Genomic DNA, 24,394 nt, shown 5'->3' with positions numbered 1-24,394 from the left:
AAGTTATTCACAGTCATATAGGCTAATTGTGAATAACTTTCTCTTTTTTGTGTATAAAATCAATAGAAAATCGTCTGAAATTAGAATCTTATCAACAAAAAAGGGATACTCCGTGAAGAATATCCCTTTTTTTATGTCTTGAAATCGTAAAATTGATGTGATTAACTTTTCTGAACCACGAAAATCATACGGTCTGATGTCCCTTTATCGAAAGAATTCAGCTTATAATCCCCAAAAATGTTGATAACTTTCAGATTTACCTGCTCAAATAGGTTTAAGAATGCTGTTTTTCTTAATGCTTCTACCCTTTCTGTGAATATATAATGCTTTCCTTTGTCTGTAAACTCAATTTGCTTCATTACATGACGATTATTTAGAAACTTATGCACATTAAAAGAAAGTTCAGGACGATCAATCACCGTTTTTTCTGGCAGACTGCTCAATACTTTATAGGTATTGAAATAATCAAGAACCAAAACGCCATTTTCTTTTAAACTGTGGGCAATCATCTTTAAAGCGGCTAAATCTTCTTCTTCAGTTTCGAAATAACCAAAACTTGTGAATAAGTTGAGCACAAAATTGTATTCCTGCTCTTTATAAAGTTCACGCATATCGTGTACATTGAATTTCAATCTGTCATTTTCAAATTCACGCGCATGTTGAATACTTTCTGTAGAAAGGTCGATTCCCTCCACATCAAAGCCTTGTTTGTTTAAGAAAATAGAGTGTCTTCCTTTTCCGCAAGCTAGATCGAGTACTTTGTCGTTTTTTGAGATACCTAAATGATCAGAAAGTGCACACATAAACTGTTCTGCTTCATTAAAGTCTCTGTTCTGATATAGAATGTGATAATATGGCGTATTAAACCATTGATCAAACCATTCTTCTCCCTTTTGCATTTTATTCACTAGTTTATATTTTTCAGAGGTAGATCTTAAGAGCATGTTTCAAACATGCTCTAAGTCAAAATTAAAACTCATCTTTTTTCTCATTGTTTTATAAATACTCCCTTAAATGCATTCTTTAATGTCGTACTCACAAAAAATTAATAAGAACGAATGATAAACTTATTTTGGCTTAGTACTAAAACAACTATTACCTTTGTGCTGTTTTGAGAAAATTATACCCCGAAAGTATAATTTTCATTTTTAGGGATCAAACCAATTTTGATTACTGTTCATAAGTTTTTGAAAATTCCCCTTTTTTTATTGAAAATTCACGATTTTCGTTAAGTTATCAACAATTTGAAGCTCGGAGTGTGAATAACTTTGATTTCCAATGCTGAAATCATCTGTAAATCAGTATTAATAGGTGGTGAATAACAATTTCAAAATGTTTATCTTTGCAACGACTTATCGTCAGTAAGAAATTGACCGCCTAGTCATCTTAAAAGCATAGAAATTTAAAGACAATCCATGTCAAAACATTACAATAGATATACCGTAACTGCGGCATTGCCGTATGCAAACGGACCTTTACACATTGGACATATCGCGGGTGCTTATTTGCCTGCTGATATTTATGTAAGATCATTACGTCAGAAGGGAAAAGATGTAGCGTTTATTTGTGGTAGTGATGAGCACGGTGCAGCGATTACTATTCGTGCACAGAAAGAGGGAATTACGCCTCAAGACATCATTGATAAATACAATAAACAAATTGGTGATACATTTAAGAAGTTTGGAATTGCTTTTGATTTGTTCCACAGAACTTCTGCTCCTGTTCACCATGAAACAGCTCAAGATTTCTTCAAGACCTTAAATGATAATGGTGAGTTTGAATTGAGAGAGTCTTCTCAGTATTATGATGAGGAAGCAAAACAATTCTTAGCTGATAGATATATTGTTGGTACTTGTCCTAAATGTGGTCATGATGCGGCTTATGGTGATCAGTGTGAAAAATGTGGATCTTCTTTAAGCCCAACAGATTTGATCGACCCTAAATCTCAGATTACGGGTAACACTCCTGTTCTTAAAACAACTCGTCACTGGTACTTGCCAATGAACAAGCACGAGGATTGGTTGCGTGAGTGGATCAATGAAGGTACTTTAGAAGGTAGAGAACATCATACGCCTTCGGAGTGGAAAAATTCTGTTTTAGGTCAATGTAGATCATGGTTGGACCAAGGTTTACAACCTAGAGCTATGACTAGGGATCTAGACTGGGGTGTAAAAGTACCAGTGGAAGGTGCAGACGGAAAAGTTTTATATGTGTGGTTGGATGCTCCTATTGGTTACATTTCAGCAACTAAAGATTGGGCGGCTTCTCAAGGTAAAAACTGGGAGGACTACTGGAAGAAAGCAGATACGAAATTAGTTCACTTTATTGGTAAGGATAACATCGTATTCCACTGTTTGATTTTCCCTATCTTATTAAAATCTCATGGTGAATTCATTTTACCGGACAACGTTCCTGCTAATGAATTCCTAAACCTTGAAGGTGCAAAGTTATCAACATCTCGTAACTGGGCTGTTTGGTTGCATGAGTATTTAGAAGATCTTCCAAATCGTGAGGATGAGTTACGTTATGTATTGACATCAATTGCTCCTGAAAATAAGGATTCTGAGTTTACCTGGAAAGACTATCAAGAGCGTGTGAATAACGAGCTAGTTGCCATTTTAGGTAACTTTATCAACAGAGCGGTTGTACTTACTCACAAATATTTCAAAGGAGAAGTACCTGTTGCAGGTGAGTTCACTCCTATGGAAGAAGGTATTGTGAAGGAGATGAAAGCCATTCCTCTTCGTGTTGAAAAATTAATCGAGCAGTACAAATTCAAAGAGGCTTTAATTGAAGCGATGAAATTGGCTCGTTTAGGTAATAAATATTTAGCAGATACAGAACCTTGGAAATTGTTCAAGCAAGATCCAGAGTTGGTGAAGACTATTTTGAATATGTCTTTACAGATTGCTGCCAACTTGGCCATCACTATTGATCCTTTCTTACCGAATACGGCGAAGAAAATCCAAAACATGTTGGGTATGGAATCATTGGATTGGAATCAAGTAGGAAACCCTGAGTTGATTACTGCTTATGATCGTTTGGCTCCAGCGGAGTTATTGTTCAGTAAAGTCGAAGATAAAGTGATTGAGGCTCAAATTGAGAAATTAGAGAAAACTAAAATCTCTCAGGCTCCAGTAGAACCTCAAAAAGACGAAACTACTTTTGATGATTTCCAGAAAATGGATATTCGTGTAGGTACTATCGTTGAAGCAGAAAAAATGAAGAAGGCGAAAAAGCTTTTGAAATTAACTGTAGATACGGGTATTGACAAGAGAACCGTAGTAAGTGGTATTGCAGAGTTTTTTGCTCCAGAAGATATCATCGGAAAGCAGGTTTCCATTTTAGTGAATTTAGCTCCAAGAAAAATCAGAGGTATTGAATCTCAAGGAATGATCTTGATGGCTGAAGATAAAGACGGAACATTATCGTTTGTTTCTCCTACTTCGCAAATTGCGGAAGGAGGTATCATTCGTTAATTATAAATACACTGAAAGCCCACGATTTCACCTAGTCGTGGGCTTTTTACACAATTAACTACTAAACTTTATGAGCAAAGGATTCGGAAACATCGTCAATATCATTTTCGCTATTACATCAGTCTCTCTATTTATTCTTGCCTATTATGCCTATGATAGAGGTGAAGAATATATGGAAAACCTTCAATTGGCAGGTTTAACGACATTACTTTTAGTATTAAGAGTATTTATGTCAAAACAGGCTGCTAAAAGAGATCGTAATAGAAAAAACGGTAAATTCGGAAAATAAGCTTTATGTATTCAGTTCGTGAAATCTATACTTTAAGAGAAGAGGGAAAATATCAGGAGGCTTTTCTAACTGCTAGAGGTCTTTTGGAATTATCTCCTAATGATGAAGAGATTCATGCCGCTATGGCCTGGGTGCTTTATGATATGCTTAAAGTGGCTCATCAAGAGAAAGAACACGAACAGTTTTTAGAACTTTATGCTACTTTTGTCGAATACATTCCAGAAGAAGCTGATCGATTACAATACTGTGCTTGCTTGTCATTTTATGATGAGTTAAGATTATTATTAGAGCAGGAAAAATATGAATTGGCAGATCAGCTTTTACTTTTATTTGCTCCCCTCACCTTTCATCCACAGAAAGAAAAACCAAAACCTTTCTATCAGATATTGGAACTTGTAATGCATTTCAACCAATATCTTCCCAATTTCTTATCCTTTATCCGCAGTTGGAGACTGACCAACCTTCTCCCACAGCACTATCAGACGAATGGACAGAATATGTCGATTGCTGAAAGAGTGCATTGGCTAGTAGGACAACATCTTTATGAAAGAAATAGATCTAACCATGATCTTATTCAAGCTTATGTAAAGCAATTAGACCTTCTTTTAGATAGATGTCCACAATTCCATCATGTCAAAAAAATTAGAGAAAAACTTCTAGATCTATAAGTAACACAGTGTGAAATGGTTACATAATATCTGTTAACTACTAAAATAGTAACAATGTTTCTTAAGTGTCGTATATTTGTATCATACAAACAGAAGGAAATATAGATAGTAGTAGTACAAATAACAAACTATGATACTTTACCCAGTATTGATACAGCAACGACAATTTCCAACTTAAGCCAGCTATATAATCTAGCGGACTATTGGTCTATACGACTCTTGCAGGTAAAACTATTTGCAAGAGTCTTTTTTATTATAAAATATTTACAATTGGTAATATTAATCAGGTAGTTCTGTTATCAGAAGTCATTTATAAGGAGTTATTGAGTTGTTATTTTGATGAAAACTAATCTTAAAAAATAATGCTACTTTACTCAAGTGATTTCCTAAAAATTCATTTAGAACATCAATATGAAAGATGTATTCTAGAATGGTTAGCCTCTCCTACCTCTGTAGAACTTTTTAAAGAAGATATAAAGCAATACACAGAAATAGCACTGACATTTCATACAAAGCAAGCGCTATGGCTCCAGCAAAAGTTAGATGTGAAAATGGATAATGATCTTATTATGTGGCTGGAAGAAAACATGAATAAACCCATTATTGAAAATATATTGAAAGATAATTTTTATCCATTGGATTGTAATCAGAATTATCCTGTGGCATTGGTGTTGGGACAAAAAGAATACAATCTATTACAGCTCTCAAGATTAACGAACGGCAGAGATAAGTCAATGACGATTGAGAAGATGCCAAGATTTTTTGATAATGAAAAAGATGCGAGAGCATGGCTGGATAAGTGGAGGTCTTTTCAAGAAGTGGAATTGGAAAGTTTAGTCCTTAAAACTGAAAACCCAATTTCTCAATCTGAAAGAGTAACTGAGGTATTGACCAAAAGAGAAAAAGAGATTGTTCAATATAAACTTCAAGGAAAAGCCCCAAAAGAAATTGCTGATCTGATGAATATTTCAATCAATACAGTCAGAACACATTGGAAGAACATTAAGAAGAAAATCAATGTAAAATCTTCAATAAATGTTGTCGGGGATTAAGAGAGATTTTAAATATCCTCTAAGATATACCCAACATTGGGTATTTCTATTTAGTGTTAATTCATTGAATTTTACATTCATAATCAATGAAAAAATTATGAGCGACTTTAAAATTCCCAATTTTCTTTATCTGTTTATTCTCTTATTTTTTATTGGATGTGAAGATGAAGAAGTATCTCCCAATGAACTAAAAAATTACAATGGTGAGTATTATGGACAAACCTATAATAGCGCGAAGGTGCACATTGCAGACTGGTATATCAAAGTTGAAAATGGAAAATTGTCTGGCAAATTCCGTGAAATGGATGATTATGAAGAATACGAAGGCAGTGTGGATCAAAACGGAATATTAACCGCTGTAGCTATTTTTGATGAATCTAGCATGAGACAATCTGAATTACTTGTTATCACTATGAAAGGAACGATTTCTTTAGAAGATAAAACCTTAAAAGGACATTGGATTAATCAAAAAGAAGACACAGGTACTTTTGAAGGAGTTAAGGTAAAATAGCACATACTTTTGCTTTATAAGTACAAATTCAAAATTATCTAATATTAATTCTATTTATTGTTTTGCGATTACTTCCTTCAAAAAACTCTTAATAGAACCACTATTAATACGTTTTTTAGCGTTGTACTCACAAAAAATAAATTAGAATTAACTATGATTTATTTTTGAACTTGTACTTAACCAAAGTAGCTGTAGGACAAAAGTTGGATTGAGAACTTTCATAATATACCCAATCATTTCTTATTGATAGATGGACACCTCTAATATTAGAGGTTGTTCATTTTATAGTTATTCATAAAATGTAACATGGTATAAAACGGTTACATAATATCTGTTAACTACTAAAATGTAACAATGTTTCTTTAGTGTCGTATATTTGTGATGTAAGCATTGAAAAACAAGAATGAAAGTTATTTCTCTACAATGCTTTTCTAATGAAATTATACAACTAAATAGATATCGAAAATGAAAAATCTTTTATTATCTATCGTACTAATCACTATTTCTTTTGTTTCATTCTCAGAAGAAAAAGAACCAGAAAATGTCAACTTGTTTGATGGAAGAGTGGAAGCTTATTTAGATAAAATGGGCCTTCTTTCAAGAATTGATCCTGACCTTTCATTCAGAGATCAATATCAGAACAAAACAAGATATGTACTGGTACAGTATTGTGGAGCAGTAGCTGTTTTTGACCTTTATAATTCAGGTTCAGTCAACGTTATTCATAAAAATGACTGTCTTACTACAGATGAGCAAGCGCAAATCTGGTTGAAGGAAGTGAACAAAGAGTCTAAAGGAACTATTGCGAGAGCAAAATTTCTACGATAAAAAATTTTAAACTAAAAAGTAACACTGTTTTATTTATATAATTATTAAGATGAAAAAATTTATACTGCCTTTTATTTTATTACCTATTTTCTTTGCTTGTAATGAGGAAAACGAAGCAATTGAAGAGCCTGTAAAAGAGGGACGTGTGATTACAATTAGACCTGTAATCGAAGAGCAAATTACTCCTATGAATGAGAGTAATAGAGATCCTAAAGAAGGATTGATATATGATGATTATACTATCATTTTTGAAGACGAAAGAGGTGTTAGAACCTTTGAAGAGTTTTCATTAAGAGACACTCTTGTAACTGTGGATCAAGTTTTTGGTTCATTTACCATTGTAATTTCACATAATAACTCATCAGATTTAGTTTCTGAGAATTATTATTTGTTTGGTGAAGCACATGGAGAAAGTGTTGATGAATCAGTGACAATTCGTATGAGAAACGAACAGTTTGCTTATGTATTAGTTGACGGTGCTCAAGATGAGGTAACAGGAGCTAGAATTGATGACTTTCAATTCCTTGCTGATAGTGAAGAAGAGTACCCAAATTTCTATGCTTATGTTCAAGCAGATGCTTCACATAAAATTGTAATCAATACAGTTAGAGGTTTGGCAGGTGTTGAATTAGTAGAAGCTCAAGCGGATAAAAAATATACTTATTCTGTGAATTTTTCTACAGATGGGAAAATTATCATCGATCCAGGTTTCGGAGGAAGACCAATAGAATTTGATCCAATCGAAACTCCTTCTGCACCTGTTGTAGAGATCGTTGATGGAGCAGAAGATGTTGAAGTAGTAGATCCATTTACAGGAGCTGTTACTGGAGTATCTGTTGAAAGACCAGATGGTACACATCAAGTGTGGGCTTACGGTGCTACTGGTTTAAGTCGTGATGATAATAAGGCAATCCAAGAGCTAGATCCACACTTTAAAGTTACGGCTAATACAGATGAAGTATCGATGTCTATTTACCTTAAAAACGGTGTAGATCTTTTAAAAATTGGAATGACTTATAATAACGAAGGTGAACGTTATTGTGAAATAAAAAATGAAGACAATGAAGTAATTTTTGTTGGTTTATGGGATCAAGTTGTTGAGGAATATCCTGAGGCAAAAGTTCATACAACAAGACCAGATGGTGTAAGATTGAACTGTAATTTTGTTGTAAGAATCGGTTGGTCAGGAAATGATGATCCAATTGAATTTAGAATTGATGAGTTAAGCTATGAAAAAAGTTTATAAGAATTAAGGTTGATGTTTATGTTATGCATGATTCCTGTATTTAATGCAGGGGTTATGCCTTTACATGTCGCCTAATTAGAAGAATCCAGAAACATATCAAGTAGTTAAAAATGAGAGATGAGATTATGATGAGTATAGATACTTCCTTCATATCTGAAATGTAGCCAGCTAACTGCTTTTTTCTTACCCCGGTACTCGCTTTTGAGTGCTGGGGTATTTTTTTAGGGTGTAATAACCTTCATCACCGATATTTAATAGTGTATTTTCTACCTTTGAAAGCAGACAATTTTACTTCTTAGTTTTATGGAACCTATATTATCAAATCAATCTTCTTTAAAAACCTCTACATCCAGAATTGATGTTGTGGATGTCTTGAGAGGGTATGCGGTGGCGGCAATTATGCTGATTCACAACATCGAACATTTTAACTATTACCATTATCCTGATAAAGCATTGAATCCTGATTGGTTGAATACTTTGAACACGAATGTATTTGACCTCACTTTTTTTCTTTTTGGAGGAAAGACGTATTCAATTTTTGCCATCTTGTTTGGTTTCACTTTCTTTTTGATGAACAACAAACAGAATAAGGCTGGAAAAGATTTTGGACCAAGGTATTTATGGCGACTCTTTACGCTCACCTTTTTCGCACTGATTAACGCCACTTTCTTTCCTGGAGAAGTTCTGATGTTATATGCGCTGACGGGTGTAATATTATTCTTTGTACGAAAATGGAGTAACAAGGCCTTGCTTTTGGGCGCCTTCTTCTTTTTACTACAGCCAACAGATTTACTGCATTATGTTTATTCCCTTTTCAACCCAGAATATATTCCGACTACAAGAATGTTTGCCGCTCCATGGAAAGCCTGTATGGATATTATCAAAGAAGGTAATTTCTTAGATACACTTTGGGGGAATCTCACATACGGACAAGAGTTTTCATTATTGTGGGCTATTGAGTGCGGCAGGGCTGTACAGACTATGGGCTTATTTATATTTGGTTTCTGGTTAGGAAAAGTGGGTGCTTTCAAAGCAGAGCATTATGATAAATGGAAGAATGTATTGGCGGTATCATTTGCAGTAATGATCCCATTATATTTCCTTAAAACACACTTCCTTGGTAGTGATCAAACAGAAGTAATCAAGAGAACAATAGGAACAGCATTTGATATGTGGTGGAAATTCAGTTTTACATTAATATGGATTTCTTTTATTATCCTTATTTATAAATCAGACACAGTGAAAAGGCTTTGCAGTCCATTGCAGACTTATGGCAAGATGAGTATGACCAACTACATTGTGCAGTCTATCATAGGTGGTATTTTGTATTTTGGTTATGGATTTCATCTGGCAGATACATGTGGAGTAGCCTTTAGTTTAGGAATTGGTTTTGTCTTTCTGATCGCTCAGATATTGATGTGTAAAATGTGGTTGAAATACTATAAGCAAGGGCCATTTGAGATGATGTGGCACAAGCTGACTTGGATAAAATAAAGCAGTAAAAATAAAACGCTACATTTTCATTAGATCATGTAGCGTTTTTGTTTTCCAGCTGAAAGAAAATGTGAAATGGGTAAAGGTAATTAGTGTTTAATTTTTTAATGATATTTTTCCTGTGGTTTTCCACTGTATACTTACTTATATTTAAAATAACACTGATTTCATTATTTGTTTTTCCCTCACAAATCAACTCCAGAATATTACTCTCTCTTTTTGATAATGCATTGTATTTATTGATATTTTCCTCAATAAAATGTTGATCTTCAATAGTCTTATTAATAAACTTTGAAAAAGAATTATCAATCAATAAACATTTGAATTGAATGTATTCCTGTTTTTTCAGTAAATGAAATAAGAATGTTTTTTTTATTTTTTCAGCTTTACAAATGTAGGAGTAGTGTTCTTTGTTATAATGTAAAAAATCTTCTAATTCCAAATCATTTGTAGTGATAAACAAATCATCTGTTTGATACTCCTGAATGATTTCAGAAATACATTTCGAAGTAATTTCCATCAACTTTTTTGAGTCAAGTAAATTACCTTTCTTCCATAAGAATGTAGAAAACTTTGTTTGCATGATTTGCTTGTAATTATGTTAAGTCACTACTAAGATTACCAAAATTAATGGTGCTTTCTATCGGCATTAATTTTTTTATCAAAAAGTAAGAGGAGTAATTTTTGTTATTAATTTTTTTTAATATTCATTAAACCAATTGTTCAAACAAATCTGATCATATTTTACAGTAATATCAATAACTACATCTAGTCATTTTTGCTTATTTCAGTATTAAATAGGCCTAATTGAATAACATTCTAGATGTATTTTCTCATTTTTAAGTGTTGTGATTTTTTTACAAAAAATAATATTGATCCTCTTAATAAAATGAAAGTAAAGACCACACAACATTGTACAATAGGTAGGCGTTTCAACTATTGATTTCATAGCAGATAACTATGAAATCTATTCAATAATTTACGATACTATAATTGTATTTTTTGAATGATAAATAAGAAGAATATCGAAATATTTTATTCTTGCTTTTTCCATATTCCTCCAGCTTTTTGACAATTTTTCTTAGCCATATTTAGCTGTTTGTCATTAGCGGCATTATCACAGATTGAGACAATAGAAGTTGCTACAACATTAGAGGTTGATGCAGTATCAATTTCACATTTATAGCAAGATGAATCACAACTTATCAACATATATATGATAGGTGTGGAAAGAAATAATCTTATGAATAATTTTCTTGATTTTAGTAGCATAAGTAATTGGTTTTAGGGTTTGTATTAATGCTTGGTTGAAAAGAAATGATAGTAAAGGTTTATCTGAAAGGTTCATTACAATTTATCAAAGATTAGAATAAAAAACAATCTTACTTGTATATGAATCAATTATTTCAGATACATAAATGAGTCATCCTTTCTTTTTTAATGAGGGATGACTCATTTTTTTATTAAAAATACTTTATTATAAAATCCGTCAGTTTCTTTGAAAGATTTCCATAAGGAGGATAAATCGTTTTCACTACTGTCATACCAATCCTGTTCTTCAATACGGCACGCTGATTTGAGAAGCCGTCAAAGCCAAATTTACCATGTGATTTACCAATACCGCTGTTATTCACACCACCAAAAGGAAGTTCTGGGTTGTTGATATGAAGAATGGTATCATTGATGCAAGTCCCTCCTGCCGTTGTATTGTGGATTACATTTTTGATGTACTTCTTCTTTTTTCCGAAAACATACAGTGCTAGTGGTTTTTCCTTTTCCTCTATGACTTCCAATGCCTGATTTATTTCTTCGTAGTCCATAACGGCTAGAATTGGTCCGAATATCTCCTCTTGCATTATTCTCATATCATTGGTCACATTGGTCACAATCGTTGGAGGAATAAACTTAGTACTTTCGTCCATTTCACCATTCATAATCACTGTGGCACCTTTTTCTGCAGCATCATCAATTATACTTTTCAGACGGTGATAATGACTATGATTAATAATACGGCAGAAGTCTTCAGAAACACTGACTACTTCTCCATTTGGAGAGTAAAATTCATTGATGGTATTGGACATCTGCTCTACGAACTCGTCCTTTCTACTCTTAGGAACCAATGCATAATCAGGAGCAATACATGTTTGTCCGGCATTAATAAATTTACCCCAAGTGAGCTTATCTGTTGCATCCTTTAAATCTGCATCCTCACAAATAACAGCAGGAGATTTCCCTCCTAGTTCTAACGTTACAGATGTCAGGTTATCAACAGCGGCACGCATCACTATTTTTCCAACTTGTGGACTTCCTGTGAAGAATATATGATTGAATTTTAATTTCAATAAAGTAGTAGAAACATCCACTCCTCCCTGTACTACTTTTACTTCGTTGGCAGGGAAAAGTTCATCCATCATTTTTTGAATATAGGCAGAAGTATTATGTGATATTTCACTTGGTTTTATCATCACTGTATTCCCTGCCGCAATAGCATAAATCAAAGGAGCTATAGCGAGATAAAATGGATAATTCCATGGTGCAATAATCAAGCAGACTCCTTTTGGTTCGGGTAGAATTTGAGAAGAACTGCCAAACATATTTAATGGCGTCCCCACTCTGCGTGGTTTCATCCATTGCTTCAGATTCCTTTTTGCATGACGCAATAATCCCAACGTGCTAATTATCTCAGTAGTATCTGCTTCAGTTGGGTTCTTTTTGAAATCAGCATAAACAGCTTTTTGAATCTCCTCACGGTTTTGGAGAATATATTCTTCTATTTTTTTCAGTTTCTGAATACGTTGCTTAGCATTCGTATTCTTCATTTTTTGAGTATTCTCTTTAAGTTGAATGAATATACCTTCAATATTTTGTTGATGAGGGGTTTCAAATATGATGTTGTTTTCTACTTTATTCATGATTTTTTCTATTGCGCTAATAGGATTATGGATCTGAGTGTTGAATGATTGAATTGATTCAGGTGTATAATTACAATTATATCATAATCTAATTATTAAATTAAAACATTCTAAAAGAAAAACGACTAAATAACAAACTATAGGATATAAAACTTATTTCATGCCTTTTTTCCTCCTCTTTTTTAGGCAAAAGTCCAATGTTTTTCTTCATTAGTTCTATACGGTTGTGTTATTTGTTTAATATAAAACTATTATTCATTTTTGCATTGTCAATTGAAACAAAGAAATTGATTATGAGTAATATACTTAATAAAATTCTTCTTGAAAATAGCTCTAACAAGAAGTTGAGCACTATGACTATTTAAGTATACTTAATGTAGAATACTGTCTAATTTAATAGTACTTATGATTTAAAATTTTCTTAAACCGACTGACAAAAAGTAAAAATCATTAAGGATATAATTACTTAATGAAGAACAATTATTTCAACATAAAAACAATTAAAAAGTTTAAGCTAAAATGAAAAACCTGATTAAATTATTTGCTGTAATTGCTGTTTTATCAATCTCATCATGTAATAGAAGTAATGAACCAGGACCAATTGTCAATGATCGTATTGATGGAGAGGAAACACCTGGAAATGATAAAGATCCTGGATCAGGAGACATTGATTTGGAGGATGGATCTGAAGTAATCGATCGATTGCCGGGTGCACCAGAAGATGGTGATGAAATTACTAAACCGGAAGATCAACCTATTAAACCAGGACAAGTAAGAGTTACAAGAGATGTAATTTCTGAAAATTCAAATACACAACAGGTTTGTGATGTTTATGAGGTATCACCTGAGGCACAAGATCTAAACCAAGTGATTGGGCAGAATGAGTTTGTGAATATATATACAGAAGGAGGTCGTATTGATTCCATTAAAGTACCATCAGATTGGACATTAGCTGATTTATTAAAAGAGGAAGGAGTTTTAGTTTCTGAACTTACAAACGGTGTGCATTGGTATAAAGTTGATGAGCAAAGAAAGCCAATTAGGACATCAATTAAAGTGGTGAAATATACCAAATAAGGATATTTATACTTGAAGGAAATTACATTCTTATAGAAAAGAGCGGTTTTGAATCTAATAAAGAAGAATAATTACTTCTGAAAATAGAGATTTTGAACTTGCTCTTTTTTGTTTTGATCAAAAATAATAGCCAAACATTATTTTTAAATCTAATAATTAAGTTAATTGAATTATTATCTTTTTTAAACATGAGATTTAAATACCTGTTTGAAGAAAATAGAACACTTTCTTATCAATTTATTTTTCATGTGCTAACCAAATAATAAACACAATAAACTATGGCTATTGATCTTACTAATGATCCTTCAATACAATCATGGGTAAATGTGCCCGATCAATCTAATTTTCCGATTCAGAACTTGCCGTATGGTATTTTCAGTACAGCTACTAAAAGTAAAAGAGCTGGAATAGCCATTGGAGATCAGATTTTGGATCTGGTAGAAGTGGCATCATTAGGTCACTTTAATGGTATAATAGATGAAGCCGTCACTCTTTTTTCAAATGAAATTCTGAATCCTTTTATCAGTCTTGGAAAAGATGTACATAAAAAAGTACGTTCAACTGTATTTGAATTACTGAAAGAGGGAAACACTGCTTTGGAAGGTAAAAATGTATTGGTTGATCAGAACGAAGCTTCATTGCATCTTCCTATCCAAATAGGAGATTATACAGATTTCTATTCTTCAGAAGAACATGCCGTTAATGTAGGTACGATGTTCAGAGGAAAAGACAATGCTTTAACGCCAAACTGGAAACACCTACCGGTAGGTTATCATGGACGTTCTTCCTCAATTGTAGTTTCTGGGACGCCAATTAAAAGACCTCATGGACAGAAAATGCCTCCGGGTGCTGAAGCTCCTGTCTTTGGAAAGTCTACTCGTATGGATATTGAATTGGAAATGGGTTTTGTCGTTGGGAAATCAACGGAATTGGGAGAGACCGTTCCAGTAGATAAAGCAGAAGATTATATTTTTGGTTTGATGCTTTTTAATGATTGGTCGGCCCGAGATATTCAGAAATGGGAATATGTTCCGCTTGGTCCTTTCTTAGGTAAAAACTTTGGTTCAACAGTTTCACCTTGGATTGTGACTTTAGATGCTTTGGAACCTTTCCGTACCAAAGGTCCTGAACAGTCACCTACTCCGCTCCCTTATCTACAACATGATGTCCCTGCCACTTTTGATATTCAATTGGAAGTACATTTGAAAACAGAAAGTGGAAATGAAGGCAAAATTGCTACTTCCAACTTCAAATATTTGTACTGGAATATGGCACAGCAATTAGCTCATCAAACCGTCAATGGCTGTAATTTGAATGTGGGAGATCTATGTGCTTCGGGTACTATTTCTGGACCTACAAAAGATTCTTATGGTTCTATGCTTGAACTTTCCTGGAATGGTCAAGAACCAATTCAGGTGGGGAATGAAACACGCTCTTTCTTAGAAGATAATGATACTATTACTTTGAAAGGGTTCTGTGATAATGGTGAATTGAGAATAGGCTTCGGTGAAGCAGTAGGAAAAATCCTGAAATAATAATTGAAGTGATGGAGAGTCAAAATTAAGTTTTTGGCTCTTCATTATTTTATCAAATGCATTAGATATTGTACTTTGCGAAAAAGTCAAATTAGTCAAATATGCTAAACAAACTAACCTTACTTCTTCTTTTCACTTTCATCTCATCACTAAGTAGAGCCTCTTCTTCAGATACCTTACAAGTGAAAGAAAATACATCTCAGTTGCAAGAGGTGATTCAGAAATTAGGTGCTGAAAGTTTACAAGATTCTATTCATTTAATACAAGTAAACGATAAAAAATATACAGTAATTGAAGGCGATACTTCTTTTCAGGTTTTTCGTTTTGAGATGTATGAAATACTGAGTGTAGTGGTCATTGCCATTGCCTTAATAGGCATTGTTATCTACCTCCTTCTTTTTTGGAAAAAGAAACAACAACAGCATCAATCTAAAATAGAACTTTTATCAGAAAGAGAACTCTTGGTTGCTCAATTGATTCAATCAGGAAAAATGAATAAAGAGATTGCTGACGAGCTCAATATTTCTATCAGTACAGTAAAAACACACATCAATAATCTGTATAAAAAATTAGAATTAACAGATCGTACTCAACTCAAAAAGCTTGATTTAAATACCCTCAGAGGGGTATGAGTCTAAAATCCACCCTATTCTCCACCCCTTTTCAACCTTACATTTCATAGAGAAACATTGTTTGTCTTCTACTTTTGATTCATCACATCAAAAACAAAAAAACAGATGAAGAATGTATTAAAACTCTTATGGATTTCTCTTTTATTAGAAAGTGTAACAGTTCAAGTTTATGCTCAAGAACAGGAGAAATGTAAACTATTTTCGGAGCAGTTAGTGACCGCTATTAATCAAAAAAATGTAGAAAATTTGACCAAATGGTTGTCGGATGATTTTACTATTTTAAATCAAAAAGGAGTGATTGCCCAGAAAGTATTGGACATGTTGATTACGCAAAGTATCAATGATACCGTTTTGAACTTTTCAGAAAAGGAAGCTCAAAAAAATGGAAACACTTTGATCTTGAAATATGACTTTGAATACGAACAGAAAGGAAATCAAGAAATAACCATTGTGTTTGATGCCTCCAATAAGGTGAGTAGTTTATCATTGATTAAGGCTGAAGTGAAAGTGATGATGGCTGAAGATAAAATGCAGGTGAAAAATAATTCATCAGAAGGTTATCAACATATTCCTTTTGAGCTTAAGAATAAGCTGATCATAGTAGATGCTGTTGTGAATAATGAAAAGCAACAGTTTATTTTTGACAGTGGTTCTTCAAGGACAATATTAAACTCAGCCTATCAAAATAGTAAAGTCAAGTCTGTTTCCAGTGCAAAAGGCATCAATTCTCATATCAACAATCAAGATATTATTGAGATACCTAAAATTGAATTTGGAAAATTATTGGTTGAAAATGAAAGAGTGTTAGTTTCGGACCTTTCTCATTTGGAAAAAGAAACAAAAACTAAAATCTATGGTATTATAGGCACTGATTTCATCAATCAGTTGGATGTGATGTTTGATTATGCTCAAAAGCAATTGATGTTAATAGTTCCTGACCAATTTGATACTCTTCAAACTACTCACCTATCTGAAATGGAATTTCAAACTTTTCCTATGACCACTTTACTGGGACATTTACCAATTGTGACCTTATCGATTAATGGACAAAAATATAATGTTGCCATAGACAGTGGTGCAGGTGCCAATGCGTTTTCGACTTCTCTTTTTGAAGAATTGAAACCAGTTCTGAAGGGTGTCAAAACAACAGAATTGCAAGGTCTATCAGGAGAAGTAAAAGAAGTGCAGAAGGGTAAAATGAAAAAGTGTATGCTTGGTGATGTCATGTATAAATCTATCCCCTCTGTTTTTACAGACCTTGGACATTTAGATGCTTTTAAAGAAGTCAATATAAGCGGTATTATAGGCTATGAAATTTTATCTAAACAGAAGTTCATTATTTCTTACCAGCGAAAAGAGATTCTTATAGAACAGCAAAATCTATAGATGTTCTTTCTGCAACATAATGTGACAGCAGCACTGAAGATATCATTATTTTCAGTGCTCATTTTTCATTCAAGAAATTTCCATTTAAATTGAACAGATTAAATCAAAAGTTACTCTTTATTCATTTTTTATTGACACTATGTTATGATACGTAGTTTTTGGATATTTCTACTACAAACACTTTTCTTAATCACACCTTTATTTGCCTTTGATGTAAAAGTTAGTGAATCAGAATTCTGTATTGACAATAAACCGAATACTCTGGTTTTTACGATTACACATACTGCGGATGAAGAATTCCAAACCATCACTGGAATTGACAATTTAGGGGTGTTGACCAATACCATAGAATCTTCTGAAACAGAGACTATCTTAGTGGTAGCCATTGATAATAACGCAATCACAGCAGATTTACATCAAGTGAAAATTGATTTGCTTAATACTGTTACTACAGTAATTACATCACAAACAACAGTGATTGATGTTTTTGGAAAAGTAGAACGTACCGTCAATTTCAATCGTTTTTCTGATTTAGTATATCACTGTGATTATGTGTCTATCAACTTTACAACAGAAGGTGATACACTCACAGACGAATTGGTTTTAGTGTATGTAGATGATCGTTTCTATAAAGAGCAAAAGCTGACAATTGATGGAAAAATTGGAACGCTGGAGGATTTGAGGATTGATAGACCTTTGGAAGATACATTAAGAATTGAACTATTTTTAGAGTCATCAAGAGATAATCAATGTCTGAATAGAATACAGGTTCAAGATGAAGCATTGGAGAATATCGCTCCCGTCTCTCAAGGTGTTATTGATGAAAATTATACCGTATCTACAGATTACTATGGTATGACTACTTTTTCATCCAACTCGTTGAACAGTGATAGACAGCAGTGGGAGGTTTATGAAAATGGTGAATTGATAGGTAGTAATATGTTGTTTGATAATGAAGATTTCATCTATGTTTTTCCTACTTCAAATTTTTCTAAAGATGGAAATGAATCTTTTAAAAGATATGATGTAGTCATAATTGCTACTGATGCTTCAGGTGCTGTGAATTGTCCAGAAGGAATAAATAAGGATACGTTGAGCAATATTGAAGTTCCTTATTTTCCAAGGGTAAAAGTGCCTACTGCAGTGTCGAAAAGAAGTAATTTTAATGAAGATGGAAGTTACCGTTTGTTGATTAGAAACAGAGTAGAGATACAAGCTTTCGATATACAAATTTTTGATACATCCAATCAGCTGGTGTTTGAATCAGACGATTACAATTTTGTGTTTGGAGATGATGAAGCTTTCAATTCATCCCTTTACAACGCCAAGATCTTTATCCATTATGAAGATGGTTTAGTAGAGCGTTTAAATACTTCCTTTATTGTTACTCCATAATCACCAAAACTATGCAACGTAAATTACTCTTTCTTTTTATCGCTTGTTTGCCCTTTTCTACTTTCGCTCAAGATATTATTACTGCCAATCCGCTTTGGCTTCCCTCCTCTCATAACCCTGCTTTGGCTGGATCTACCTTCAGTAAAAACAATGTAGGCCTAAGATACGCTTCTCGAAAAGAGGGAATGGAGTATGTGAGTGCTGGAGGAAGTTTAGGTATCTATAGGAAATCTTCAATGCGCAATGGTTTTGGAGTGGGTGCTTTATTCCAGCAAGTACGCACGCCCATTAAAAACGGTGATCAGGAAGTGACAAGTTTGAATGCTCAGACATTTACTGTTCCTCTTTCTATGAGTTATAGAGATAGAGACAAGACCTTTAGTTTTGGTTTGTCGTTAGGTGTTTTGATGTATTCTTTTGGTGAAAGCCCAGGAGTGTATTACAGTCAATTGGATCCTAATTCAGATTTTATTGGTAGTACGCCTTCTTATGCGTTATCCAAACGTCAGGAAGGATCTGTGGATATCGGCGGAGGAATAAGTTATTATACACACGAAAACCTGTTTCTTAGTTTTTCAGCCAAACATCTGCAAAGCATTATTCAAACCAACAGTGATGAAGTGAGTTTGTTTCAAGATTTATCGCCTCGCTTTGAACTGATGGGCCGTTATATCTTTTTCAATCCTATCAATTATACGGGAGTAGAAACAACATTCGGTTATTTTAATCAAGGTGAAAACAACGAACTGTATGTCTCAGCAGAAGCACGTCTTTCGGTTATCAAAATAGGTGGAGGCTGGATTCCATCCATTAATAATTTCGAAAACTCTTCTACAGTATTTATAACCTCTTCCGTGAAGATTCCTTTTGGTGATAAAGCCAACTATTCTAAAATAGGAAGAATCAACAAAGAGAGTGATCATATAGAACTGAGAGTATCTTATTACCCAGAAATATCAAGTACAGCATTCCTTCAGCCTGCTTTAGAATTTACGCTATCGGCAGGGTTTTCTAATGATAAATATAAAGAGCAGATGAAGCGTTTGAGTACGTTGCCGGTGTTGTGATATTCCTTATTAGGATAGATTTCTTAATGAAGGAAAGGTGGTTTGTTAGCCACAAGGCATTGTGGCTCTACAAAACGATACCCTTTCAATCCAGTATGAACCACAACACAAACTTCTTTTTCTTCATTCTTCCTGTAAGAAATCTAAAGCGTTTTCTTATAAGGTTTTGTCCCTAATACATATTCCGTATGAGAGTTTTCATCACCAATGGTTTCTGTATCAGCATTGGTTTCAGAGTGGCTTCCCAATCCTTCAAAACTGATTCTTTCCTTATTGATTTTATTTTTGATTAAAAACTGCTGAAGGCTTTTTCCTCTTTTTCGAGACAGTTTAATATTATCAGATTCATTATCGTGTTCATTACAGAAAACGCTGAAATGGATTTTGAGCTTTGTATTTTTCTTTAAGTGAAGAACAAGTTGGTCCAATAATTCATCACTGAATTTTGTGATGCGGTCTGATCTTTTTTCAAAGTACATATTGAAGAGAATATGACTTTCGTTTTCAGAAATGTGATCAAAAGAGATCTCTTTTTTCTTACTGAAAACTAGTTTATCAGCCCCTTGAATTACTTGTTTTGAAGTAAAGCTGTAATTCGATATTTGTGCAATCACACCAATACCACCGAAGGTAGCACCATTAGGAAGAAACTCTTTATGACCATTGGCGTTAGTGATACCATTCAAACCACCGAAAGTTTCTAGTACTACAGAAGAATAAGTATTGTTGGCGGCAACATAGCCACCTCCGCCACCGCCTCCTGGACCTTCAGCTTCTGCCATATAAATGATCATTTGAGAACCACCATTTCCTCCATTGGCTGTAGCAATAATATGCTCTATGATACCTTTATTATCAAGGATAATAACACCACCACCTCCACCACCGCCTGGAGCATCACCGGCTCTATGACCCGACGTACTTTTATTAATAGTGGTTGTGAGTGCTTCCTCTCCATTGGCTTCAATCAAGCTGATACCATTTCTAGCTCCATAAATATTGCGGTGACAAAGAATATAGACGATACCGCCTCCATTACCTCCGGAAGTACCATTGAAGTTATTGGTGTCGCCTGCACCACCACCACCACCAAGGAATAATTTTCCTGAAGAATAGTCCAAAGGTCTTCCACCAAGTCCGCCATTATTTTGTCGATTATCCCCTGCCCAAGATCTAGAGCCAGGTCCTTTTTTAAAGGCGTTGCTTCTTTTGAAAGAAAAAGAATAACCGCCCCTGCCCCCACCTGAGGAAATAGAATAAGGCGTCAAGTCTTTTTCTAGCGCCCATGCTTTTTGCCATTTCTCAACAGTGATATCAGGATTGCCATTACCGGTCCAGTCTTGAATTAAGCCAGCGTTTGCACCACCGCCACCTCCAGCATTGTGAGAATTACCACCACCACCAGCATTAGCAGCAGCTCCTCTTCCGTATTTACCATTGTAAAGATGATTGTATTCTTTATACCAGCCTGCTATTCCTTCACCTTTTTCAGCACCAATAAAAGGTGAGAAACTTCTATAATTCATCACTGCATGATTGACAAGTTCAGTAGATTGATATTGTGCTGCCGTATTGGTTCTTCCACCTCTAAAACCTAATCCTGTAGCTGTGATTCGGGCTTTATTTCGAATAACAAGATCTTTTGCTACTTCAATAGCCAAAACACCTCCATACTCCCCATTCCATCCTTCAGTGGTAAGCGTAGCCACCTCCTTCAATATCAAATTATCGTATCTCGGTACTCTTACTATTTGTGTTTTACCCTCCTTACTATAACTGTATTTTATTTTTTCTTTCAGATAAATAGTACTGTCTTTAATGGATGCGACTTCTTGAAACTCCCAGTTACCGCAGTTCTTATAATCAATAATTTCTCCATAAGAAATACTATCCTCTTCAGCATCCATCAGTGCTCCCTGTATTTGAATGATCATAATTAAATCACCTTTGCCAAGCGGTCGTTGAAACCTTTGATTCGCATTGATCTGAATATCTTTAACCGAAATTAGTGTACTTCCTTCTTTTATATCTTGCGTAAGCGTAGTGAATTCGTTGACAATATTATCTTTTCCCGTAATAGATTGATCGCCTAGTTTTCCCTTCTGAGCAAAAAGCAGATGAGAGAAAAGAAATGTTAGTGTGATTAAAATAGATTTAGACATGATGTTAGTTGATTAGTTCTTCTTCAATTAAAATTTCAAGGATAGCATATCCTATTCCTGGGGAAGGACATCTGTTGGTATTTGTGAGTACTGTCACTCCTATATTTCTTTCAGGTAGTAGAAAACAACAATGTTTGAAGCCTTGTTCCTGTGAAAAAGTCATTACAATATCTTCGCCCAGAATTGTCTTAGGATGCCAGCCCATTGCAAGGTCTCCCTTCAGCACATTAATTGTCCAATAATTGATGACGTCAATTTTACTTTTTGATGTCCACATTTCTTTTGTATTTAAAGAAGGAGCTCCACCCTGATATGTAGCATTGTTTAAGGCTAGAAAATACTGCATCCATTTTGTGAGATCTTGAGCCTTCATCGAAAGTCCTTCCACATACGCATTATTTCTATGATAAGGAGAAGCTTGTTTGAAAGTTCTATTTGTGGCCATCACTGTAGAATCAGCTGATCGTGCATATTGAGTGTAAGGAGTTACTAAGTGTTGATTTTTGATGTGTGAAAAACTAGCAGATTCAAGTTCTAATGGATCAAAGAAAGTAGTTTGACAGTATTCTGAAAATGTAGAATTACTGACAGTCTCCACCACATCAACTAACAGCATATAATTTATATCAGAATACTCCACTGCTTTTAAGGTATCAAAAGGGATCGTATTACCTTTAATTTTCTTGGTGAATTTTGAAGCCGGTTGAGGCTCTTTCTGATTACGGGCTTTTTCTTTATCCATATCATCTTTCACCATACCGTATCGGTCATTTTGAATACCTGAAATATGATAGAGCAATTCATGGATAGTGACACTTCCTACTTGCGTTGCATTTTTATCCAAGTGATGAAGGTAGTTTGAAATACTGCTGTCGGGATGTACCGTCTTTTTTTGTATTTCATTTTGAACCGCAGCAGCAATTACTGTTTTGGTCAGATCACTGAGATAAAAAAGAGAAGAGTCATTCATGGGTACTTTAGAAGAATGATCTTGTACACCATAGTTTTTTTTCAGCAAAACAGAATCACTGTTGAAGATCTGAATGACGGTGCCCTGTATTTCAAACCGGGTTTCTAAATCCTGATAAATAGGATCAAGACGTTGCTCAATGAATTGTTCTTGTGCAATAAGACTTCTATACGGACATAAAAGCAGTAGACTCCAGAGGAGTAATAGATTAGTTCTCATTTAGTTGTAGTTTATGAAACTTATTTAGAGCATGTTTAAAATATCTCTTAGTTTTTGATTTGACACTTAGGTATATTTTATGATACCCTTTTGCGATAAGTACTTATAAAGATAGGAAAAGAACTGCTAATTCCCTTTTTAGACTAAAAACGTCAACTCTGCTGAAGAATATTATTCTGTATTTATATTTAAAAACTTGTTTAATATTTCGTTTGTTAACTATATGTTAATTTTATATTTCTTTTATTTGTTAAGGACTGAAATAATGATTTTAATTATTTTAAGATAAGTGTCAAAACTACTGTTAATCAATGCAAATTATATTCTATTCCTTGTTAAGTTGGTTAAATCATTCATGATCCCTTATAGATAATCGTACCTTAAAATTACCGAAGAGGCCTCTTCTTTAATCTATCTGTTCATAAGGGTTATAGTGTAAAATCTATGCCCGAGAGTATATGTGATTGTCCGTTTTTACCGCTTTAAGTGCAACTTTTAGTGATGGTATCGTATTGTCATACCTGCTCTACAAATTAGTATAACTATGATTGATATTTTAAAATTTATGGGTCCAGAAGGACTGTTCATCTCCTTTTTAGTCGTATTAATCGGCATCGTTCAACTCTTCAGAGTCATTATCAGCAAGCAAAACAATCTTTCTCCATTATCGAAAAGCAATCCCCTTGTCAAAAAGTATGATGATGTAAACCTAGACAAGTACACCAATTTCTTTCGTATGCTAGGATTGAGTATTGGATTGACAATTATCTTGGCAGCATTTGAGTATCCTACTCCTGAGAGTGTTTTGATCACACTCGACGATACAAGCTTTTTCATTGATGATGAAGTTGATTCTGCTTTTGTATTGCCTGAACCAAAAATCCCTCAGCCTAAGAAGGTTCCTAAGGTAGTCATTATTCCAGTTGATGATTCTGAGGAGGAAACTTTGGATATTGAAATAGAAATTCCAGAAGATTTTGATTCTGAAACTGTGATTGAAACTTATGAACCTGATGCTGAGGAAGAAGAAGAAAAAGTAGAAAATGAGGTTCATGTAATAGTAGAAAAAACAGCATCATTCAAAGGTGGTATGGGTAAATTTTACAAATGGTTAGGCAAAAAAATCAAGTATCCTTCACAAGCTAAACGTATGGGTGTGAGTGGAAAAGTGTTTGTGGAATTTATCATTGAAAGAGATGGTTCATTGAGCAATCTTAAAGTCGTAAGAGGTATTGGTGCAGGATGTGATGAAGAAGCTGTAAGAGTATTAAAAGCGTGTCCGAAGTGGTCGCCCGGTGAGCAAAGAGGGAGGCCTGTCAGACAAAAAATGGTATTACCAATCTCTTTTCGTCTACAAAATTAATCTGATTTCTAGCACAGTAGCGAAGCATCACTTAAAATGATCACCTTCGTCTGTCACAGAGAACTATCATAATCGTAATCAAGTGCTCCTGGGGTAATTTATACTTCAG

The 24,394-nt window shown here is 34.1% G+C and carries 21 protein-coding genes; 15 read left to right on the top strand and 6 right to left on the bottom strand.

The genetic code is table 11. The features are described 5' to 3' along the window. Positions 1-161: 161 nt before the first annotated feature. Entirely contained in the window at positions 162-944 is a 783-nt protein-coding gene (locus HHU12_RS15445; RefSeq protein ID WP_240970983.1) for an SAM-dependent methyltransferase, read from the bottom strand. Positions 945-1,415: 471 nt separating this feature from the next. On the opposite strand from HHU12_RS15445, the gene metG reads away from it, so the two are divergent. The 8 genes from metG (at position 1,416) to HHU12_RS15405 (ending at position 9,567) form a co-directional block, all read left to right on the top strand. Beyond that, entirely contained in the window at positions 1,416-3,479 is a 2,064-nt protein-coding gene (gene metG, locus HHU12_RS15440) for a methionine--tRNA ligase (protein ID WP_169657646.1), read from the top strand. A 70-nt stretch (positions 3,480-3,549) separates the two neighbouring features. Then, complete coding sequence (locus tag HHU12_RS15435; RefSeq protein WP_062619387.1) at positions 3,550-3,768, top strand: hypothetical protein; 219 nt, start codon at positions 3,550-3,552, stop codon at positions 3,766-3,768. 5 nt (positions 3,769-3,773) lie between these two features. Next, positions 3,774-4,436 carry a hypothetical protein gene (locus tag HHU12_RS15430; protein ID WP_062619389.1) on the top strand — a complete coding sequence of 221 codons (663 nt, stop codon included), beginning with the start codon at positions 3,774-3,776 and terminating at the stop codon, positions 4,434-4,436. Between the two features lie 362 nt (positions 4,437-4,798). Continuing rightward, entirely contained in the window at positions 4,799-5,488 is a 690-nt protein-coding gene (locus HHU12_RS15425) for a LuxR C-terminal-related transcriptional regulator (RefSeq protein ID WP_169657645.1), read from the top strand. A gap of 97 nt (positions 5,489-5,585) precedes the next feature. Then, the gene (locus HHU12_RS15420) at positions 5,586-5,999 is read left to right on the top strand and encodes a hypothetical protein (protein ID WP_169657644.1); all 414 of its coding nucleotides are present in this window, start codon (positions 5,586-5,588) and stop codon (positions 5,997-5,999) included. Between the two features lie 465 nt (positions 6,000-6,464). Continuing rightward, the gene (locus HHU12_RS15415) at positions 6,465-6,827 is read left to right on the top strand and encodes a hypothetical protein (protein ID WP_169657643.1); all 363 of its coding nucleotides are present in this window, start codon (positions 6,465-6,467) and stop codon (positions 6,825-6,827) included. Positions 6,828-6,876: 49 nt separating this feature from the next. Next, positions 6,877-8,073, top strand: coding sequence for a hypothetical protein (locus HHU12_RS15410; protein WP_169657642.1), 1,197 nt, complete (start codon positions 6,877-6,879; stop codon positions 8,071-8,073). A gap of 303 nt (positions 8,074-8,376) precedes the next feature. Beyond that, complete coding sequence (locus HHU12_RS15405; protein ID WP_169657641.1) at positions 8,377-9,567, top strand: DUF418 domain-containing protein; 1,191 nt, start codon at positions 8,377-8,379, stop codon at positions 9,565-9,567. A 34-nt stretch (positions 9,568-9,601) separates the two neighbouring features. Here the strand turns inward: HHU12_RS15405 and HHU12_RS15400 are convergent, their stop codons facing one another. The 3 genes from HHU12_RS15400 to HHU12_RS15390 form a co-directional block, all read right to left on the bottom strand. Next, complete coding sequence (locus HHU12_RS15400; RefSeq protein WP_169657640.1) at positions 9,602-10,150, bottom strand: helix-turn-helix domain-containing protein; 549 nt, start codon at positions 10,148-10,150, stop codon at positions 9,602-9,604. Between the two features lie 452 nt (positions 10,151-10,602). Beyond that, entirely contained in the window at positions 10,603-10,779 is a 177-nt protein-coding gene (locus HHU12_RS15395; RefSeq protein WP_169657639.1) for a hypothetical protein, read from the bottom strand. A gap of 251 nt (positions 10,780-11,030) precedes the next feature. Then, positions 11,031-12,479 (bottom strand): aldehyde dehydrogenase family protein, encoded by a 1,449-nt coding sequence (locus HHU12_RS15390; protein ID WP_169657638.1) that lies wholly within the window; start codon positions 12,477-12,479, stop codon positions 11,031-11,033. Between the two features lie 519 nt (positions 12,480-12,998). Between HHU12_RS15390 and HHU12_RS15385 the strand changes: the two genes are divergently transcribed. The 6 genes from HHU12_RS15385 to HHU12_RS15360 all read left to right on the top strand — a co-directional run bounded on the left by HHU12_RS15385 (position 12,999) and on the right by HHU12_RS15360 (position 19,571). Further along, on the top strand, positions 12,999-13,556 hold the full coding sequence (locus tag HHU12_RS15385) for a hypothetical protein (RefSeq protein ID WP_169657637.1): 558 nt from the start codon (positions 12,999-13,001) through the stop codon (positions 13,554-13,556). Between the two features lie 278 nt (positions 13,557-13,834). Beyond that, positions 13,835-15,091: a fumarylacetoacetase gene (fahA, locus tag HHU12_RS15380; protein ID WP_169657636.1), complete on the top strand. Its 1,257-nt coding sequence runs from the start codon at positions 13,835-13,837 to the stop codon at positions 15,089-15,091. 101 nt (positions 15,092-15,192) lie between these two features. Beyond that, positions 15,193-15,723 (top strand): helix-turn-helix domain-containing protein, encoded by a 531-nt coding sequence (locus HHU12_RS35825; RefSeq protein ID WP_169657635.1) that lies wholly within the window; start codon positions 15,193-15,195, stop codon positions 15,721-15,723. Positions 15,724-15,828: 105 nt separating this feature from the next. Then, positions 15,829-17,109, top strand: coding sequence for a retroviral-like aspartic protease family protein (locus HHU12_RS15370; RefSeq protein ID WP_169657634.1), 1,281 nt, complete (start codon positions 15,829-15,831; stop codon positions 17,107-17,109). Between the two features lie 144 nt (positions 17,110-17,253). Further along, positions 17,254-18,504 (top strand): hypothetical protein, encoded by a 1,251-nt coding sequence (locus HHU12_RS15365; RefSeq protein WP_169657633.1) that lies wholly within the window; start codon positions 17,254-17,256, stop codon positions 18,502-18,504. A gap of 11 nt (positions 18,505-18,515) precedes the next feature. Further along, entirely contained in the window at positions 18,516-19,571 is a 1,056-nt protein-coding gene (locus HHU12_RS15360) for a PorP/SprF family type IX secretion system membrane protein (protein WP_169657632.1), read from the top strand. Positions 19,572-19,714: 143 nt separating this feature from the next. Here the strand turns inward: HHU12_RS15360 and HHU12_RS15355 are convergent, their stop codons facing one another. Together HHU12_RS15355 and HHU12_RS15350 are read right to left on the bottom strand one after the other, a co-directional pair. Further along, on the bottom strand, positions 19,715-21,733 hold the full coding sequence (locus tag HHU12_RS15355; RefSeq protein WP_169657631.1) for an OmpA family protein: 2,019 nt from the start codon (positions 21,731-21,733) through the stop codon (positions 19,715-19,717). Between the two features lie 4 nt (positions 21,734-21,737). Continuing rightward, positions 21,738-22,922, bottom strand: coding sequence for a serine hydrolase domain-containing protein (locus HHU12_RS15350; protein ID WP_169657630.1), 1,185 nt, complete (start codon positions 22,920-22,922; stop codon positions 21,738-21,740). Between the two features lie 544 nt (positions 22,923-23,466). Between HHU12_RS15350 and HHU12_RS15345 the strand changes: the two genes are divergently transcribed. Then, positions 23,467-24,285 carry an energy transducer TonB gene (locus HHU12_RS15345; RefSeq protein ID WP_169657629.1) on the top strand — a complete coding sequence of 273 codons (819 nt, stop codon included), beginning with the start codon at positions 23,467-23,469 and terminating at the stop codon, positions 24,283-24,285. Positions 24,286-24,394: the final 109 nt, after the last annotated feature.

The organism is Flammeovirga aprica JL-4, from assembly GCF_012844305.1.
Classification (GTDB): Bacteria; Bacteroidota; Bacteroidia; order Cytophagales; family Flammeovirgaceae; genus Flammeovirga; species Flammeovirga aprica.
Note: the sequence above shows the minus strand (reverse complement) of the source record. Positions and strands in the feature narration are given on the sequence as shown.